General features: G+C 45.5%; 15 protein-coding genes. 5 read left to right on the top strand and 10 right to left on the bottom strand.

What is annotated here, in order from left to right:
• Positions 1–303 precede the first annotated feature (303 nt).
• From obgE to BKN38_RS08800, 4 genes are all read right to left on the bottom strand, one after another.
• The gene (gene obgE, locus BKN38_RS08815) at positions 304–1539 is read right to left on the bottom strand and encodes a GTPase ObgE (RefSeq protein ID WP_066456777.1); all 1236 of its coding nucleotides are present in this window, start codon (positions 1537–1539) and stop codon (positions 304–306) included.
• Between the two features lie 89 nt (positions 1540–1628).
• Positions 1629–1895, bottom strand: a complete 267-nt coding sequence (gene rpmA / locus BKN38_RS08810) for a 50S ribosomal protein L27 (protein ID WP_066456775.1) — start codon at positions 1893–1895, stop codon at positions 1629–1631.
• Positions 1896–1937: 42 nt separating this feature from the next.
• Positions 1938–2249: a 50S ribosomal protein L21 gene (gene rplU / locus BKN38_RS08805; protein ID WP_066456773.1), complete on the bottom strand. Its 312-nt coding sequence runs from the start codon at positions 2247–2249 to the stop codon at positions 1938–1940.
• A gap of 204 nt (positions 2250–2453) precedes the next feature.
• Positions 2454–2846 carry a RidA family protein gene (locus BKN38_RS08800; RefSeq protein WP_066456771.1) on the bottom strand — a complete coding sequence of 131 codons (393 nt, stop codon included), beginning with the start codon at positions 2844–2846 and terminating at the stop codon, positions 2454–2456.
• 78 nt (positions 2847–2924) lie between these two features.
• Here BKN38_RS08800 and BKN38_RS08795 point away from each other — a divergent pair, with 78 nt between their 5' ends.
• The 4 genes from BKN38_RS08795 (at position 2925) to BKN38_RS08780 (ending at position 6409) form a co-directional block, all read left to right on the top strand.
• Positions 2925–3749: a hypothetical protein gene (locus BKN38_RS08795; RefSeq protein WP_066456768.1), complete on the top strand. Its 825-nt coding sequence runs from the start codon at positions 2925–2927 to the stop codon at positions 3747–3749.
• Between the two features lie 59 nt (positions 3750–3808).
• Positions 3809–4231 carry a GtrA family protein gene (locus BKN38_RS08790; protein ID WP_066456760.1) on the top strand — a complete coding sequence of 141 codons (423 nt, stop codon included), beginning with the start codon at positions 3809–3811 and terminating at the stop codon, positions 4229–4231.
• Positions 4232–4422: 191 nt separating this feature from the next.
• A complete protein-coding gene (locus BKN38_RS12085; protein WP_233712972.1) occupies positions 4423–5406 on the top strand; it encodes a glycosyltransferase in 984 nt (327 codons plus the stop codon).
• Complete coding sequence (locus BKN38_RS08780) at positions 5396–6409, top strand: glycosyltransferase family 2 protein (protein ID WP_066456755.1); 1014 nt, start codon at positions 5396–5398, stop codon at positions 6407–6409. The genes BKN38_RS12085 and BKN38_RS08780 overlap by 11 nt, the downstream gene beginning before the upstream one ends.
• Before the next feature lie 184 nt (positions 6410–6593).
• Here BKN38_RS08780 and BKN38_RS08775 read toward each other — a convergent pair whose 3' ends face one another.
• The 5 genes from BKN38_RS08775 to ileS all read right to left on the bottom strand — a co-directional run bounded on the left by BKN38_RS08775 (position 6594) and on the right by ileS (position 14607).
• Positions 6594–8096 carry a hypothetical protein gene (locus BKN38_RS08775; RefSeq protein ID WP_066456752.1) on the bottom strand — a complete coding sequence of 501 codons (1503 nt, stop codon included), beginning with the start codon at positions 8094–8096 and terminating at the stop codon, positions 6594–6596.
• Positions 8097–8414: 318 nt separating this feature from the next.
• Positions 8415–9584 carry a hypothetical protein gene (locus BKN38_RS08770; RefSeq protein ID WP_066456749.1) on the bottom strand — a complete coding sequence of 390 codons (1170 nt, stop codon included), beginning with the start codon at positions 9582–9584 and terminating at the stop codon, positions 8415–8417.
• A 514-nt stretch (positions 9585–10098) separates the two neighbouring features.
• Positions 10099–10296, bottom strand: a complete 198-nt coding sequence (locus BKN38_RS08765) for a hypothetical protein (protein WP_066456746.1) — start codon at positions 10294–10296, stop codon at positions 10099–10101.
• Positions 10293–11618, bottom strand: coding sequence for a BspA family leucine-rich repeat surface protein (locus tag BKN38_RS08760; RefSeq protein WP_066456743.1), 1326 nt, complete (start codon positions 11616–11618; stop codon positions 10293–10295). The genes BKN38_RS08765 and BKN38_RS08760 overlap by 4 nt, the downstream gene beginning before the upstream one ends.
• A 127-nt stretch (positions 11619–11745) precedes the next feature.
• Entirely contained in the window at positions 11746–14607 is a 2862-nt protein-coding gene (gene ileS, locus BKN38_RS08755) for an isoleucine--tRNA ligase (protein ID WP_066456742.1), read from the bottom strand.
• A gap of 238 nt (positions 14608–14845) precedes the next feature.
• Here ileS and hisH point away from each other — a divergent pair, with 238 nt between their 5' ends.
• Positions 14846–15460, top strand: a complete 615-nt coding sequence (gene hisH / locus BKN38_RS08750; RefSeq protein ID WP_066456740.1) for an imidazole glycerol phosphate synthase subunit HisH — start codon at positions 14846–14848, stop codon at positions 15458–15460.
• A 356-nt stretch (positions 15461–15816) separates the two neighbouring features.
• Here the strand turns inward: hisH and BKN38_RS08745 are convergent, their stop codons facing one another.
• Positions 15817–16644 carry an ATP-binding protein gene (locus BKN38_RS08745; RefSeq protein WP_082942601.1) on the bottom strand — a complete coding sequence of 276 codons (828 nt, stop codon included), beginning with the start codon at positions 16642–16644 and terminating at the stop codon, positions 15817–15819.
• Positions 16645–16917: the final 273 nt, after the last annotated feature.

Below are 16917 nucleotides of genomic sequence, written 5' to 3'. Positions count from 1 at the left end.
CAGGATTCTCAAGGCGCACAAATCTAGCCAAACTCGCACCCAGCAATTCCCCTAGCGTGTCTTTATACACACTAGGCATTGTTTCTAGCATAGCATTAGCGCCATTTTTATCAGTGGTATCTAGCAGTGCTTTTATATCTTTCTTTAGTCTTTGCTCTGCTTCTTTGATTTGTGCTTGCTTTTCTTGCAGGGCGCGAGTAAAGAGGGAGTCTTGCGTTGTTGGTTTTGGTGTGGTATGAGTAAAATTTTGTGGGTTTTTGTTTTTTAGATTCTGTGATAAAAATTGCAGAATCTAGCTAATAGCTAGCTGTGGTGCTTTGGTGTATTTTGCAAGGCTTGGAGGATGGAGAATTTTAGCTTATTGGTGTGGATGTGTGCGATAGATGATATGTCTAGGATAAAGGCTGGGGTGGTGTTTGCCCGAGTAGTGCTTGTTGGGGTGACGTTTGCTGGAGTAGTGTTTGTGGGCGAATCATGTGTGCTGTCGGTAGTTGCGCTTTTTGCGTCTTGTGTTTGCAGGCTGGATTCTGCGCTAGAATCCGCTTTGTGATCCTCTGTAAAATTTGCGCTCATAAAATCTATGTTAGATTCTGGCTCTACATTTTTGTCAGCAAGTTTTCTCTCTGCGTCAAAATACGCGCGCATATCATCTAGCATCGACTCGATACTGCTTGCATCATCCAGCGCGTCGATCTTGCTGATAGCAATGCCAAAAGGGCGACTTGCAAGCGTTTGGTTGAAGTGTTTTAGCTCGCGGCGTAAATGCGTGTATTGCTCGGTGGGCGGGAAGTCTTGGCGCGTAGAATCTAGCACAAATAGCAAAAACTTCGTGCGCTCGATATGCTTCAAAAACTCTAGTCCCAAGCCCTTGCCCTCACTCGCGCCATCGATGATGCCCGGGATATCCGCCATGACAAATGAATGCAAATCATCCACTTCCACCACGCCTAGATGGGGTGTAATCGTGGTGAATTCATAGTTTGCTACTTCGGGCTTTGCGTTTGAGATGGTCGAGATGAGGCTAGATTTTCCCACATTTGGATAGCCCACAAGCCCCACATCAGCGATGAGTTTTAGCTCTAGTCGCACATGTAGGCTCTGCCCGCTTATGCCTTTTTGCGCGTATGTTGGAGCTTGGTTGGTAGCGTTTTTGAAATGCGCGTTGCCAAGCCCGCCTTTGCCGCCTTGCAGGATTTTGACTTGCGCGCCCATCTCGTTGAGATCGGCCAGAATCTCGCCACTATCAAAATCTATCACTTGCGTGCCAAGCGGCAGCGGGACGATAAGATCTGCGCCGCTTTTGCCACTGCATCGGCGTGCTTTTCCGGGCTTGCCATTTTGGGCTTTGTGATACTTGCTACCGCGAAATTTAGAGAGTGTATCGGCGTTTGGATCAACTTTTAGTATCACATCGCCGCCGCGCCCGCCATCGCCGCCATCAGGACCGCCTTGTATGACAAACTTTTCTCGGCGAAAGCTCACCGCGCCAGCTCCGCCATTGCCAGAGCTTATGAAAATATCTGCACTATCTACAAACATGGCTAATCATCGCGCTTTTTGGGCTTCTCATAGATTCTGCAAAGCCCAAATCTTTGGCAAACGCGGCTATCAAAGACTTCAAAAGAAGCTTAAGAAGCGTTGGTAAGAGGGATGACAGAGACTTTTTTTCTGTCTTTGGTTTTTTGGGTGAATTTCACCACGCCATCGATAAGCGCGTAAATCGTGTGATCTTTACCCATGCCTACATTCTCGCCCACATGCACTTTTGTGCCTCGCTGGCGGATGATGATGTTGCCTGCGCGCACGAATTGTGAGCCAAACTTTTTCACGCCTAGTCTGCGACCCGCTGAATCGCGGTTATTCTGTGTGCTTCCCTGACCCTTCTTGTGTGCCATGACTTCTCCTTTAAGGATTTTAGATTCTAGATTATAGCGCGCTTACGCGACTATTTTCAAAACTTTTACGCGTGTAAAATCTCGTCTAAACCCGCGCTTTGTTTTGCTGTCTTTTCTGCGGCGCTTTTTGAAAATGACTACTTTCTTGCCCCTGCCTTCATTGATGACTTCTGCTTCTACCTTCGCACCGCTTACAAAAGGCGAGCCCACGATGAGCTCTTTTCCATTGTGTAGTGCTAGGACTTCGGGCAAATCAAGCTTTGACTTTGGCTCAAGGCTTAGCTTATCAAGAAGCAAAATGCTCCCTTCGCTTACCTTGTATTGCTTGCCTCCATTCTTTATGATTGCATACATTGTGATTCCTTGCATAAAATATTATCCAAGCCAAATGACGCTAAATGCGTAATTTTAAGCCTAGTGGATATGGTAAAACAAAGCTACGATTATAGCAAAAAAAGTTTGTATTTTACTTAAATTGCTTGGTGTTTGGCGATATTTGCTTGAAGCAATTATTAAGGCGCATGCCGCTATTTCTTAATATTTGGCAAGATTTGGCATCTAGCGCGGCTTTTTCACCGCTATCGCTTCTACTTCTACTAGCGCGTTTTTGGGAAGAGTCTTTACCGCGATAGTGCTTCGCGCTGGTTTATGCCCTTCAAACGCATCGGCATAAACTTCGTTAAACGCGGCAAAATCATCCATATTTGCCAAAAAGCAAGTGGTTTTTATCACGCTTTGCATATCAGAGTCGCTGGCTTCTAGGATGGCTTTTAGATTCTGCATGACTTGCGCGCTTTGCGCTTTTATATCGCCTTCGACAAAGCTGCCATCGGGTCTCAATGCTATCGCGCCGGATGTAAATACTAGGTTTGCTACACTTAAGGCTTGCGAGTATGGGCCTATGGCTTCTGGCGCTTTGTCGGTGCTGGTGGGTTTGATATGTGGATTCATGTGTGCTCCTTGTTTTTGGTTGTGCTAGATTTACGCGTTTTATTATATAATAGCTTATATTTTGTTTAAAGGATATTTATGCGCGGAGTTTTATATAGTGAAATTGTGCGAGTTTTGGTGAGCTTGGGACTGCGTGGCGTGATGTTTGGCGCGCTTGCTGGCGCGTTTTGTATGAGCGCCAATGCAGAATCTGCGCGCCATGATGAAGCCATGAAGCTAGCTGCGATGGTGGATTCTGCGCTAGAAAACAGCGCGGATTCTGCAGAATCTAGCCCCGCGACAAAAAGCGCAGCGCCACAAGAAGAGCGAGTGGATATCATCAACTATAAGCGCAACAAAATAGTGGGCTACATGGTGCTAAAAAATGGCAACATCATAAAACAAGTGATACATAAATACCCCAAAGATTTCCAAACCACAAGCCAAACGCCAAACCAAGCGCCCGCGCAAACTAGCGCAGAATCTAAAGCAGAATCTAGCCCCGCCAAATCTAATCCTGCCAAGTCTAACTCGGCAAACAGCGCAGGCGCACAAACCACGCCAGCACAGAATCCAAGCGCGCTAAATCAAAGCGCATCAGCTCCCGCCAAAAGCGCAAACCAAGCGCAAAACACACAAGAAAGCTACGAGCGCCAAATATCAAGCGCGCCAGCAGATAACAAAAAAGCTGCCAAAACCAAAGAAAGCACAAAAGAAGCCGCCAAAGATTCCAAAAAAAGCGTGTTTGACAAAACCGCCAAAAAATCATCAAAAAATATGATACAAAGCGAAGCGATCCCACAAGAAAGCGGCAACGAAGCGCGCGCCACCAACCAAACCTACAAAAACCGCCAATGGGACAAAAAGAAAATCATCCACGAAGTGCAAACGCAAGTCATCGATATAGGCGACGCGAAAAAGTAGCAAGACTAAAAAATCATACAAAAAATACAAAAATGATATTTCTTTATTAAGGACAAACAATGCAACAACTAAAATCTCTACTACAAAACCCTAGAATCCAAAAGATTCTGCAAAACTCCGCGATGAAATACGCCATAGTCGGCGGTATCAACACGATTTTGTGCTGGGCGATTATCGGCGCGCTTATGTGGTTTGGCGCGATTCCAGAGGTCGCCAATGTGATAGGCTATGTCATAGGTGTCGCAAATTCCTATGTGCTAAACAAAAAATTCACCTTCAAATCGCAAAACTCGCACAAAGAGGATTTTGTCCGATTTGGCGTGGCGATGGGCGCGGCGTATCTTGTGAATCTTGGCGTGCTGATGCTTTGCTATCGCGTGCTTGGCATCAATGAATATGTCTCGCAAATCATCGCGGCGGTGTTTTACACGATAAGCGGCTATGCGATTAGCAAGCTTTGGGCGTTTAAAGAGCGCAGGTAGATTTTGCGCAGGTAGATTTTGGCGGCTGGTGTAAGGCATGGCTAGATAGCATGAGTGAATTTTGGTGTAGATTCTAGGTGGATTTGGCATTTTAAGCTAGATTTTGCTAGGATTCTACGCGAAAATTTATTTTAAGCATGAGTAGCTGTTTTGGCGGCAATATTGAGCGATCTACAAAGGCAAAGGGCAGGATGAATCAGCCAAAAATCAGCGTCATAACGATTGTCTATAATGATGTCGCGCATATCAGAGCGACGATGGATTCCGTGATGCGCCAGAGCTATCCGCACATCGAATACATCCTCATCGATGGTGCAAGCACGGATGGCACGCGCGAGGCCATAGAATCTGTCCTGCGAGAAATCACGCTAGATTCTAGCCTTTTGGTGGGGGAATACCCGCTAGAATCGAGCGTTTCGAGGATTGATGATTTTAGCAAAGAGGAATTGGAGAATCTCGCGAGTCTAGATTCTGCGATTTTGGGCGAGCCAGCGCCTTTTAGCATCAAATACGACACTCCTAGCTTTTATCTGCAAGGCACGCACAAGGACAATCCGCATTTTACTTTTAAATTTCTAAGCCAAAAAGATAGCGGAATCTATGATGCGATGAATAAAGGCATCGATCTTGCCAGCGGACAGTGGTGTAATTTTATGAATTGCGGGGATAGATTCTACACACCCCAAAGCATAGAGCAGCTTTTTAGCGCGTATAAATTGCGCGATAATGGTGATTTTGCAGCTATATATGGCGATACTATCTTTCAGCTTGATGATAATCACAGCAAAATCCCAAACGCAAAAACCAACCCCAAATATCGCATGTCTTTTTGTCATCAGGGTGTGTTTGCGCGCACGGCTTATTTGAAGCGCTATAAGTTTGATACCTCATTTAAAATATGCGCAGATAATGATTTTTTTACAAAAATTTACAATGATGGCGCTCGGTTTTGGGATAGCGGGCAAGTCATAGCTATTTATGATGCAAATGGCGTGTCTTCTAAGCCCAATTGGCAGTTTTTCAAAGAAGAGCTTGCGATAGGGCAGAAATATAACCGCGCATTTTTTGCGCAATTTATCCCAAAATATGCCACCATGCTTGCAAAATATACCATAAAGTCGCTTTTGCCAAAAAGCATTAGCCTAAAAATACAAAGCGCGTATAATGCAAAATAACACAAGCCAAAATCACCCTCTGATATCCATTATCATCCCCGTTTATAATGTCGAGCAATATATTGCAAGATGTCTAGAATCTTGCATAAATCAAACTTTTAGTGATATTGAAATTCTTATCGTTGATGATTGCGGAAGTGATGATTCTTTGCAAATCGCGCAGGGTTTTGCGGACAAAGATCCAAGAATCCGCATTATTCATAACGCGCAAAATCTAGGCACATTCCATGTGCGTGCTGCTGGGATTAGTCAAGCTAGAGCGCCTTATTGTATGTTTGCAGATCCGGATGATTTTTTTGCTCCAAATGCTTGTGAAATTGCCTACAATGCAATAAAAACGCATAATGTTGATATGGTGCAGTTTGGGATAAATTGCCATCCAAAGACCATTAGGCGCATTCGCCCTGTGGTGCATAGTGGATTTTTGCGCGACAAAGAGATGCGTCTATTTCTTAGCGCCAAAAACAACATGCAAGGATTATGGGACAAAATCATCCGCACGCCAATTTTACAAAAATCGCTAGAAAGTCTAGCCTTCATGGATTCTCCACTTCTTATGCTGGAAGATGGGCTTTTGGTGTTGGTGGCGAGCTTTGAAGCACATAGTTATTATGGCATAAATGACATATTGTATTATTATTGCGATAATCCAATCTCGATAACCAAAGACAAATCGGTGGCAAACCTGCATAAAAAGCGCGCCAATATGTGCTATCTGCTAGAAATCACACAGCGGCTAAAAGACATATATCAAGCACAGATTGACATCATAGAAGCATATCGGCGCAAAATCGCTTCGACACTTATCATAGAAAGCAGGCCTCATGATGAATTTGAGTTGTGTGAGAGTATGCTCATGCTACGCGATTTTGGGTTTAGTAAAAAATCGTGCCCATCTACCTATATCAGAAGTGTTGTGTTATCTATGCGCTATGCATTTCGTTGGCAAAATCTCGTGCGACTAGTGGCATATATCGCCAGCTTTGGCAAAGTGAAATTATAGGTATGTTGCAAATGTTAGACTAATAGAAGTGGCATATTGCAAGCATTTACAAATATCTCAAAACATCTAGAGTCTAAGTCAAAACTAGATTCTAGATAAGGGCCAGTATTTTTGCAAAGTTTCAAATCGCTAAAATCCCCCTCCGCAAGGCTTAACCCCTCCTTCACGCCCCCCTCAAAGCCCCTTAAAACTTATAATTCCCTTCGAAGCCCACATATTGCCATTGCGCATCTAGTGCAAAGATTGAGTAGAATGCGCTAAGCGATAGATGCTCCAATGGCTTGTAGCTTATGCTAGGAGTGATTTCTAGCAAATCTTGGCTGCGCACACTTGTCATCCCTGTGCCTGCGGCACTTGTCAAGCTAGAGCGGCTAAGTATTGGCATATAGTTGTTGCCCCCCACATACGCTATATCAAGCCCTACGCCATATTTTTTTTCGTATTCATAGGTGAGTCCTAGGTATGCTACAGAGATGCTAGAGCCTTTTGTTGCGCCAGAGCCGAAGAGTCCGAAGCCTTCCTTGGTGGTGGTTAGGCCATTAAACCATGATTTGCCAGCGAAATCAAGCCCTGCATTTGCCTTGAATCCCACGCCATAGCCTTGCCCCCAGCTGCCTAGATATCCGAGCTTTCCGGAGAATCCATGTTTTTCGCCCACTTCGCCCTTGTAAGCTAGCACGATGTTATAGACACCGCGATGTTTTGCCATGTATTGCCCTTGATTGGCAAAAAAGTTTCTAAGGTTTGTGCGTTGAGCGCCGTTTGTGCCGGCTGCAGGCAAAGTATTGCCATTTGCGATTATATGTGCATCATCAGCAAGTCCAGCTGCTGCCACTTGTGCTTTGGCGCTAAATCCAGCCACACCATAGCTAGCTTGTGCGAATACATCGTAGTTAAATAGCTTATCTGCATACGCATACGCTATATCAAAGCCTACACCGCCAAACTTTGCAGCATCGCCTTTGACTTCAAAGATAAAGAGGTTGTTGCCAATCTCTGTGCCAGCAGAAGTGCTTTGGATTCCCAATCCTCGTCCAGCGAAGTTTAGCACCAATGCATCAGTGATCCATTGATCGTATCCGCTTAGTGCGTATGTGAGTCCGCCAGATTTTAGTTTTAGCACTAGCCCGATACCTCTATCTAGGTTGCTATCCATAAATATAGAATCCATGCGAAGCATACCTATATCACCTTTGAAATAAGTCTTGTCAGAAGAGCCCATTTCTTTGCTGATATATACGCTATTGATACCAAACGCGTCATTGCTTGTGTTTAGGCGACCAGCGCGAGAGCCAAATACGCCGCCAGAAAATTCAGAGCTTTTGGCATCAGCAGCGATCGCACCGGTGGTGAAGATGATGCCAGAGCCTAGCGCCCAGCCATGGTAGCGCCCGGATTCTATGTTGGCAATAGCGCGCCATTGGTAAGTGTCACCTTTGGCGTCCCTGCCGCCTGCTACGCGATAGCGCCCAAACGCAAAACCGCTCACTTTTGAGCCAGCAAGTGCCTGCACGAATTTGCTAGAAGCGATTTTTTCTAGCGCGCTAGTGCTTGGCTCGGCTTGCGCAGTAGCGATTGGAGCGGCTTTGGCTTCTTGGCTTTCTTGCGCGGCAGTGGTAGCTGTGGTAGCGGTGTCTGCTAGCGCGACAGATAGCGCCAACGATAGAGTGATCATAGACTTTTTCATAATGCCCCCTTGGAGTTTTTGGATTTGTTGTCGGACGACTTTTTAAGAATAGCAGAATTTGCGAGAGTTTGCATAAAAAAATCAACAAAAAATAAATACAGGCGAAACTTTTACGCATTTTTGTGACAGGCGCTTGCTATTTTAGGATATATTTTGCATATTTAAAGTGTTAGAATTTGTAATCATAAAAATAAAAAAGCATAAAAACTATAAGAATCCCCGGTGGCGCTTAAGCATCAAGCTTTCGAGGATGAATAGATAGAGGAATGGAAGTGCCAAAGGGCTTTTTGCCCTTTGGGTATTAAGTCTTCGCAAGCCTTAGAATATCAGCTTTGCAAAAGCGATTAGCGCGTCTTGTCTGAAGCTGTTGCTGAAGCCATTATTCACATAGCCAGCACCCACATCCAAGCCAAGTCCATCTCTCATGATAGCAAGAGATGCATCAAATACGCGCACAGAGCCTACTGCCGAGAACTCTTGGTAGTCGCCGCCAGCATAGAGCACATCAAGCTTGAATCTGCCATGATCTGCCCCACCAAACACATACCATGTGTTTTGATTATTTCCAAAGTATCCGCCACCTTGTGGGATGGTGTAGCGTCCATAGAATCGAGCGTGGTCAGTCATTCTAGCGATCCCGCCATCTCCTGTCATATACCACCCAGCACCCACTTTAAATATATTTGCCAAGCGGAATTCTTGGTCTAGCCATACTAGATAGGTGTTGGAGTTGGTAGCGTTTTGCCACATAAAGCGCGCGGTGCTTATGGATTTGAATCCGCCATTGCCAAGTTTTAGCGCACCTTTTACGCCGGCTTGAAGCACATTGTCATTATACCAGCCCGGCGCGCTAAGCCAATAATGCAAGAATGGATCTACATCAAACAACCCAGTGTGATAGTTTAGCCCGATTCCAAACATATCTCTATCGCCTACGCCAAAGCCATTGAAGCTTGATGGGAATCGGCGGTAGTTTTGTAGCTCGGAGGCTATACGACCGGGCATTACGCCAAATGTAGTGTAGTCATTCGCCCAAGTCGCCCAAATATTGCTCTCTGTCCCTAACTTGTAGCTAAAGCCTATACCTTGGATATAGTTGTCAATCCAGTCTGCCTTCAAGAAGTTGCCATCAAAGCGCCCTACATAGAAGTCAAACATGCTATTGTAGCGGAAGTATAGGTCGGATAGGTCGATATAATCGGTGCCATACATATACTCGCCATAGCCTCTGCCAGCTACTTGCGCGCCCCATAGCTGTGAGCCACCCCAAGCACCGACACCAAAGCCAGCACCGCCAAAGCCAATATCCACGCCCAAATGCCCTGTCAAGCCAGCAGCACCTACAGAGTTACCTTTGTCGCTTTTTTGGTCGCCTAGACCATGCGTATAGAGCGCACCCAAATGCCCGAATAGTTTGACATCTGCACTTGCTCCTGTAGCAATCACTGAAGCTAGAACAACGCTTCCTAGAATTTTGCTTTTCTTCATCGAATGTCCTTTATAATGAGATAGAGCATCGCTCACGAGAAGTATATCGACAAAATAAATGGGCTTTTTAGAGAAAAATTAATGAAAAGTTGCCAAAAGCCCGCATAAAACGAGAATCTAAGCGCGTGGTAAAGTAAATATAAGCGGCGGAGTTTTGTGATTTTTGGTGGTTTGCTTTGGTGATTTATTTGGGTTATATGCACTTGCTAGAATCCAAAATCTGTCTTCTGGAATCTAAAAATCATAAAAATGCGAAAGCTGGATTCTGGCTTCTTTAGTAATTTATAAAAAAGCAGTTAAGCCGTTTTACCAAAATTCCAAAAAGAAACCATGCCGTCATTACTAAAAGAAGCTGCGCTTTGCGAGCGGGCTTGCCCGCGAAGCAATCTAAAGTATTTATGTTTTTTGCAGAATCTTTTTTTGGATTCTAGATTTTATAGATTGCTTCGTCAGCCTGCGGCTTCCTCGCAATGACGAAAAACGTAAGCTGTAGCAAAATCGTCTTGGATTCTGGCTAAAGATTCTGCTCTGCATTACATTGCCAAAAACTAGACCAAAATCTCAGACACAATTTCAGATCAGAATCTAGGCAAAAGTCTAAACTAAAATCTAGGCAAAAACCTAGACTAGAATCTAAACCAGAATCTAGGGAAAAACTTAGGCGAAATTTCAGGCCAGAATCCAAGCGCGGCTTATCGCGCAGTAGCGTCATTTTTTGCGCCATCTTTTATACCATTTGGGCGGATTGGATTCTAGTGGTGAGCCTTCAAACGCGGGGCCTATATACTTTGAAGCTGCATAGAGTATGTCCCACGCATCTAGATTCTGTTTGAAAGAAGATGCGCCATTAAATATTGACATTACATTTACCACCTTGCGCACATTCCACCTATCTAGTGGCTGATTAAAAGATGTCGCATTTTGAAACATATAACCAATATTTACCACATTGCTTACATTCCAGTCATTTAGCGGCTGGTTAAACGATTTTGCCCCGCGAAACATTTGATTCATATTTGTCACTTTACTCACATTCCAGTCATTCAGTGGTTGGTTAAACGATATTGCATTATAAAACATTGCGCTCATGTCTTCCACATTACGCACATTCCATTTTTCAAGCGACTTATTGAAAGCCTTTGCATTAGCAAACATCCAAGCCATATTTTTTACGCTAGCCACATTCCATTTATCTAGCGCTTGATTGAAGGATTCCGCCTCCGCAAACATTGCCTCCATATTTTCCACATTACCCACATTCCAATCATTTAGCGGCTGATTAAATGATATTGCCCCATAAAACATCGCCTTCATATCTTTTACATTGCTTACATTCCACGATTCTAGTGGCTGGTTGAAAGCCTTTGCCCTGAAAAACATCCAAGCCATATCTTTTACATTGCCCACATCCCATTTCTCAAGCGGCTGGTTGAAAGATTCTGCCCATTCAAGCATCGAATACATGCTTTCTACGCTGCTTACATTCCAGTCATTCAGTGGTTGGTTAAAAACCTTTGCCCCGCTAAACATATACTCCATATTCTTTACATTGCCGACATCCCAGCTATTTATTGGCTGGTTGAAAGATTCTGCATTGGCAAACATATATGCCATATCCTCTGCATTGCCAGTATCCCAAGATTCCAACCCCTCGAAATCTTTTCTATCGCCAGCGGTGTTTTTGCACTGCTTTTTGTATTTGGCAAGCTTTCCAGCTGCGTTTTCGCATCTAATGGGTGCTATATTTGCAAACAAGAAGCTCACATCCTTTACCTTGCTCGTATCGATAGTGTCTAGCTTGATATTTTCATCCTTTAGCAGCTTTACTAGCGCGTTGCGGTTTTTTGGGTGGTATTGGTGCTTTGATTTATCTGTAAGCGCGTTGGTATTGGCAAAGGCGTTGGTGTGGGTGTTGGCGTGGAGGCTAGAATCTAGATTTAGCATTAACGCAAAAAGGCAAGCTAAAGCCAGCTTGCCAAAACTTGCGCTTTTTATTTTTTCAAACCGTGATTTCCATGTTTTCCATGATTTCATTGTAGCTCCTTGCTTGATTTAGACCCCACCAACTATGCCAACTATTCAGATTCCGCTAGTTAAAATCTAAGCCTTGCTAGCTTTTAGATTCTGCTAGTCTTTTGGCTCTGCCAGCTTTTAGATTCTGTCAGCTATTTAGATTCTGCTGGCGATTTGCCTTTAGCGCTTCTTCGCAGCGTTTGCATGTGGTATCTTCAGATTCTGCCATGTATCGCCAGCAGCGCGGGCATTTGCACCCAGCGCTTTTATACACGCCAAACTCTTGCGCGCCAGCTTTGATGCTAGCCACTTTTTCGCCAAGCTTATAATCACTCACGATTAGCCACTTCGCGCTATCCTCAAACCCGCCAAAATCCCCACTCACGCAAAGCTCTAGCCCGGATTTCACCACTTGAGATTTTTTGAGATTATCAAGCTCTTCGCTAAACGCCGCCCTAAGCTCTAGCAGCGCACCAAAATCTATATCGCTAATATCTAGCTCATAGCCCGCCCAGCTAGGCTTTTTGATATCAAACACACTTGCACCCTCACGCAAAAACTCGCCATTTTCATCGATGATACGCGCGCCATGCGTGAGTGCCTCCTCGATAGTATAAGTCAAAACAGGTGCTAGCGTGTAGCAAAGATGGCTTAATATCACTATCATCACGCTTTGGTGCGCGCGGCGCTCTTTGGATTCTAGGATGTCGCAATACAGGCTATCTTTGCAAAGATCTAGATAGATTCCGCTTAGTTCATTGGTGATGAAGTTTTGCAAGATTGAAAATCCACTCACGAAGTTATACTCGCCAAACTCCGCGCCCACCGCCTCAAAGCACTCCATCGCGCGCGTCAAAATATATCTATCTATCGCACTCAAATCATTTTTGCCAACCATTGCGCGAGAATCCATATCGCTAGTGTTTGCGATGAGGAAGCGGATGGTGTTGCGTAGTTTCTTATACTGCTCGCTTACTTGTTTTAGGATGTTTGGCGAGATTTTCTGATCGTTTTGATAATCGCTCAATGCCACCCACAGCCGCAAAATCTCGCTACCATAATCGCGCAAAACTTCTTGAGGAAGCACGACATTTCCACGCGATTTACTCATTTTTTCGCCCTTCTCATCCATAGTAAAGCCATGTGTCAGCACGCTTTTATATGGCGCTCTGCCCTCGACTATGCAGCTTAGCAATAGAGAGCTTTGAAACCAGCCTCTATGCTGATCGCTCCCCTCCAGATACATATCCGCTGGATACTGCCCCGCATCATACACGCCACTTTTTAGCACCGCAAACCAAGTGCTACCGCTATCAAACCACACATCAAGGATATTATCACATTTCTCTAGCTCGCCCGCGCGTGGCTTCCAAGAGCTAGGCAGCAGCTCTTCTATGCTTTTTTCCCACCACGCATCACAGCCTTCTTTGGCAAAAGCAGCGGCGATAGATTCTAGCACTTCAGGAGCTAGCACCGCTTCTTTGCTTACTTTGTCGCGCAAAAACGCGATAGGCACGCCCCAATCCCTTTGGCGCGAAATACACCAATCCGGGCGATTTTCTATCATCGCTTTGATGCGATTTTTGCCATTTTCTGGGTAGAATCTGATTTTCTCTATTTCAGCAAGCGCGATTTCTCGTAGCGTCTTGCCATCCAAAAATGGCTTATCCATAAGGATAAACCACTGCTTTGTCGCGCGATAAATCACAGGCTCATGACTGCGCCAGCAGTGCGGGTAGGAGTGCGTGATTTTGACATGCGACAAAAGCGCATCGCCTAGAAGTGCGATGATACGCTCTTGCGCTTTGAAAATATGCTGCCCCACAAACTCGCTCGCCACCTCACTAGGCAGCAGCCCCTCGCGCACGATAGTCTCATCAAAGCGCCCCTTATCATCCACAGGCATAATCACAGGCAGATTGTATTTCAGCCCTACTTTGTAGTCCTCCTCGCCATGCCCGGGCGCTGTATGCACCGCACCCGTGCCATCACTCACGCCCACATGCTCGCCTAGTATGATGAGCGATTCGCGCGCGTTTAGCGGATTTATCGCTTTTAGATTCTCTAGCTCATTTGAGCGCAGCTCGCGCGCCCGCGCACCCTTTATCACACCAGAATCCACTAGCTTATCAAGCAGCGCGCTAGCCACGATGAAGCCATCACTGCTTAGCGTGTAGCTTTCATTTGGCTTTAGCGCGATAGCGACATTTGAAGGAAGCGTCCAAGGCATCGTCGTCCAAATGACTATGCTTGCAGGCTCGTTTGGCGCGATTTTTAGCGCTTTTTTGGATTCTGCATCAAGAGCAAACGCTACAAATACAGAATCTGAAACCTTATCCTTATACTCCACCTCCGCATCCGCGAGTGCTGTCTCGCACGCCCAGCTCCAATAAATCGGCTTAGAGCGCTCCGCCAGCAGGCCTTTTTGTGCCACAAGGCAAAGCACCTTGTAGATATTTGCCTCAAAGGCATAATCCATCGTGAGATATGGCGCTTTGAAATCACCGATGACGCCTAGGCTTTGAAACTCCTCGCTTTGGATTTGCAAAAACTCTTTGGCATGCGCGCGGCATAGCTCGCGGATTTTGGCTTTTGGCAGAGAATCCTTTTTTTCTTTGCCTAGCTTTTTTTCGATTTGCTGCTCGATAGGAAGCCCATGACAATCCCAGCCCGGCGTATATCGCACGCTTTTGCCAGCAAAATAATGAGACTTCACAATGATGTCTTTTAGAATCTTATTGAGCGCGTGCCCGATGTGTATGTGTCCATTGGCATAGGGCGGTCCATCATGGAGCGTGAAGCTGTTTGCGCGATCTGTGCTTTTTGGGCTTTCTGCGCCACCTGCGTTATTTGTGTCGCTTGCGCTATTTTGGCGCGCGGCTTTCATCGCATTATAGGCGTTTGTAGCATCAGCATTCCAGCGCTTATAGGTGCTTGGCTCATTTGCGGGTAGATTCCCACGCATAGGGAAAGTCGTCTGCGGAAGCAAAAGCGTATCTTTATAATCCATGTCTATCCTTATAGAGAATCTAGCGCGCGGCGTTTGACATCACGCGGTGTTTGTGGCTTTTGTGGCGCTTTTGTGGCGTGGTGCATCACAAAGCGCGTATTGTAGCGCAAATTTGCTTAAAGCGGGAAAGCAAACGCGCATATAAATAAGCATATAAGCTGCAAAATCCTATAATCGCGCGGAAAATATCAAGCAAGCGACCAAAACACGACAAAATAAGCAAGGCAAAGGGCGGCAGATGAAAATAGGGCTTATCGACTATGGCGCAGGGAATCTAGGAAGCGTGCGCAATGCGCTAGCATACATCGGGCATCAAGTCGAGGTGCAAAAAGACGCGCAGAATCTAAAGCTCTATGACAAGCTGATTTTGCCCGGTGTTGGCGCCTTTGGCGATGTGATGGGTATCATCCATGCGCGCGGGTTTGATGAGGCTATCGTGGAGTTTGCGCGCAGTGGGAAGCCGCTGCTTGGCATCTGCCTTGGCATGCAGCTTTTGTTTGAGAAAAGCTATGAGTTTGGCGAACACAAGGGGCTTGGGCTGCTAAGTGGCGAGATAGTGCGCTTTGCCAACGCACCCAGAATCCCGCACATCGGCTGGAATCAATGCTTCCTAAGCGAGCGAGGCAAAACGCATGCGCTACTAAAAGGCATCAAAGATGGCGAGCATTTGTATTTCGTGCATTCATTTCACGCGGATTTGGCGGCGGGGAATGATGAGGTGCTGGCGATGTGCGAGTATGGCGAGCGCTTCCCGGCTATCGTGGGGCGCGAAAATATCTTTGGCATACAGCCTCACCCAGAAAAAAGCCACGCCGCAGGACTAAAGATACTGAAAAATTTCATCGAGATGTGAAACCGCGCCCACTTGGCTAAAGATACTAAAATTTTCTAAAATACAGAAATGCAACACCACGCGCAAATATTACAAAATATAACGCACAAAAGCAGAATCTAAAAATATAACAAAGCACCAGAATCTAAAATAGCAAAAACAAAAAATATAATCTAAAAATTAAAATCTTAGAAATAGCAAAATCCACACTAGATTCCGCCTTGGCCAAAATAAATCCAAACTAGAATCGAAAAATCATAAAATATCATAAAATACAAAAGGCGGATTCTGATTTTTAGATTCCGCTTTTTGGATTCCGGCGCACCTTACAATATCTTTATTCTTTGCAAATATCCTTGATTCTCGGCAAAATATCTCTACTCCTGTTTGTCTAGATATTTTTCATCGCAAAAGCTATTAGCATGGATGTTTTTAAACGCATTTTGAAGCGATTTAAAAAACAGCGGATTCTGCGCCTCTAGCGTGGCTAGCATTTGTTTGGTGTTTTCGCGCGCTTTGGGGCGTTTGTCCTCTGGCAGCCAGTTTATCGGGCAGTTGCAATCAGGCGCGATATAGATACCATTGCTCGCGATAAAATCAATAATCTGCCGCTCGCGCACAAAAATCATCGGGCGGATGACAAATAGCCCATTTTCCGCGCGATAGATAGGCGGCATCGAGCGCAGAGAGCCATTATACGCGAGGTTCATAAAAAAGCTCTCTGTGATATCATCCATGTGATGCCCGAGTGCGACTTTGTTGAACCCGCCCTTTAGCGCCTCGCTATAAAGCGTGCCGCGCCGCATACGCGAGCAAAAGCTGCAATAAATCGTCCCCTCGCGCTTGTGCTCCTCCAAAATCCTATAAATATCTGTGCGCAGCAGCTCATAAGGGATGCCATGCCGCGCGCAATACTCGATGATATACTCATACTCGCCCCCGCGCCCATAATCGATAGTGATCGCTTTGAACTCAAACTTAAAAGGCGCGTGGCGCTGCATATACGCCAAAATCGTCGCCAAAAGCATAGAATCTTTGCCCCCACTTAGCCCCAGCAGAATCTTATCGCCCTCGTTTATGAGGCGGTATTTGGCATTGGTCCTGCCGACGATGTTTAGGATTTTTTTGCTGATATTTGGGAGGGTGGATGAGGGCGCGGATAATGCGGGCGATGTGAATGAAGCGGATGAAATGGATTCTGACATAAAATTCCTTTGATGATGCGGACTTTGATGATGCGTGCAAATTAGCTTTGTGCCGCAACTTTTGGCGCATTTTAACATTTTGCCGCGCATTTTTCTACCTTTCTTTTGAAACTTTTGAAAGCAAACTTTTGCTAAAATGCGCGCTTTGTTTGAAAAAGCGGATTCTGGGCTCTAAAATTTGCCAAGGCAAATTTTAAGCAAAATCAAATCTTCGCGCGTAAGCGCGGCACCTTGAAGGCGTGACAGGGGTAAGGGGGTGCAGGGGGACTAGGG

It is taken from the genome of Helicobacter sp. CLO-3 (assembly GCF_001854545.1).
In the GTDB taxonomy this organism is placed as follows: domain Bacteria; phylum Campylobacterota; class Campylobacteria; order Campylobacterales; family Helicobacteraceae; genus Helicobacter_B.
The sequence above is the reverse complement of the archived record's forward strand: the minus strand, read 5'-3'. Positions and strand labels throughout refer to the sequence as shown.

Bases quoted from the DNA above. Each gene is read 5' to 3' on its own strand.
- obgE (WP_066456777.1), bottom strand. From the start codon at position 1,539: ATGTTTGTAGATAGTGCAGATATTTTCATAAGCTCTGGCAATGGCGGA.
- BKN38_RS12085 (WP_233712972.1), top strand. From the start codon at position 4,423: ATGAATCAGCCAAAAATCAGCGTCATAACGATTGTCTATAATGATGTC.
- BKN38_RS08765 (WP_066456746.1), bottom strand. From the start codon at position 10,296: ATGACGCTACTGCGCGATAAGCCGCGCTTGGATTCTGGCCTGAAATTT.
- hisH (WP_066456740.1), top strand. From the start codon at position 14,846: ATGAAAATAGGGCTTATCGACTATGGCGCAGGGAATCTAGGAAGCGTG.
- BKN38_RS08770 (WP_066456749.1), bottom strand. From the start codon at position 9,584: ATGAAGAAAAGCAAAATTCTAGGAAGCGTTGTTCTAGCTTCAGTGATT.
- BKN38_RS08790 (WP_066456760.1), top strand. From the start codon at position 3,809: ATGCAACAACTAAAATCTCTACTACAAAACCCTAGAATCCAAAAGATT.
- ileS (WP_066456742.1), bottom strand. From the start codon at position 14,607: ATGGATTATAAAGATACGCTTTTGCTTCCGCAGACGACTTTCCCTATG.
- BKN38_RS08795 (WP_066456768.1), top strand. From the start codon at position 2,925: ATGCGCGGAGTTTTATATAGTGAAATTGTGCGAGTTTTGGTGAGCTTG.
- BKN38_RS08760 (WP_066456743.1), bottom strand. From the start codon at position 11,618: ATGAAATCATGGAAAACATGGAAATCACGGTTTGAAAAAATAAAAAGC.
- BKN38_RS08800 (WP_066456771.1), bottom strand. From the start codon at position 2,846: ATGAATCCACATATCAAACCCACCAGCACCGACAAAGCGCCAGAAGCC.
- BKN38_RS08780 (WP_066456755.1), top strand. From the start codon at position 5,396: ATGCAAAATAACACAAGCCAAAATCACCCTCTGATATCCATTATCATC.
- rplU (WP_066456773.1), bottom strand. From the start codon at position 2,249: ATGTATGCAATCATAAAGAATGGAGGCAAGCAATACAAGGTAAGCGAA.
- BKN38_RS08745 (WP_082942601.1), bottom strand. From the start codon at position 16,644: ATGTCAGAATCCATTTCATCCGCTTCATTCACATCGCCCGCATTATCC.
- BKN38_RS08775 (WP_066456752.1), bottom strand. From the start codon at position 8,096: ATGAAAAAGTCTATGATCACTCTATCGTTGGCGCTATCTGTCGCGCTA.
- rpmA (WP_066456775.1), bottom strand. From the start codon at position 1,895: ATGGCACACAAGAAGGGTCAGGGAAGCACACAGAATAACCGCGATTCA.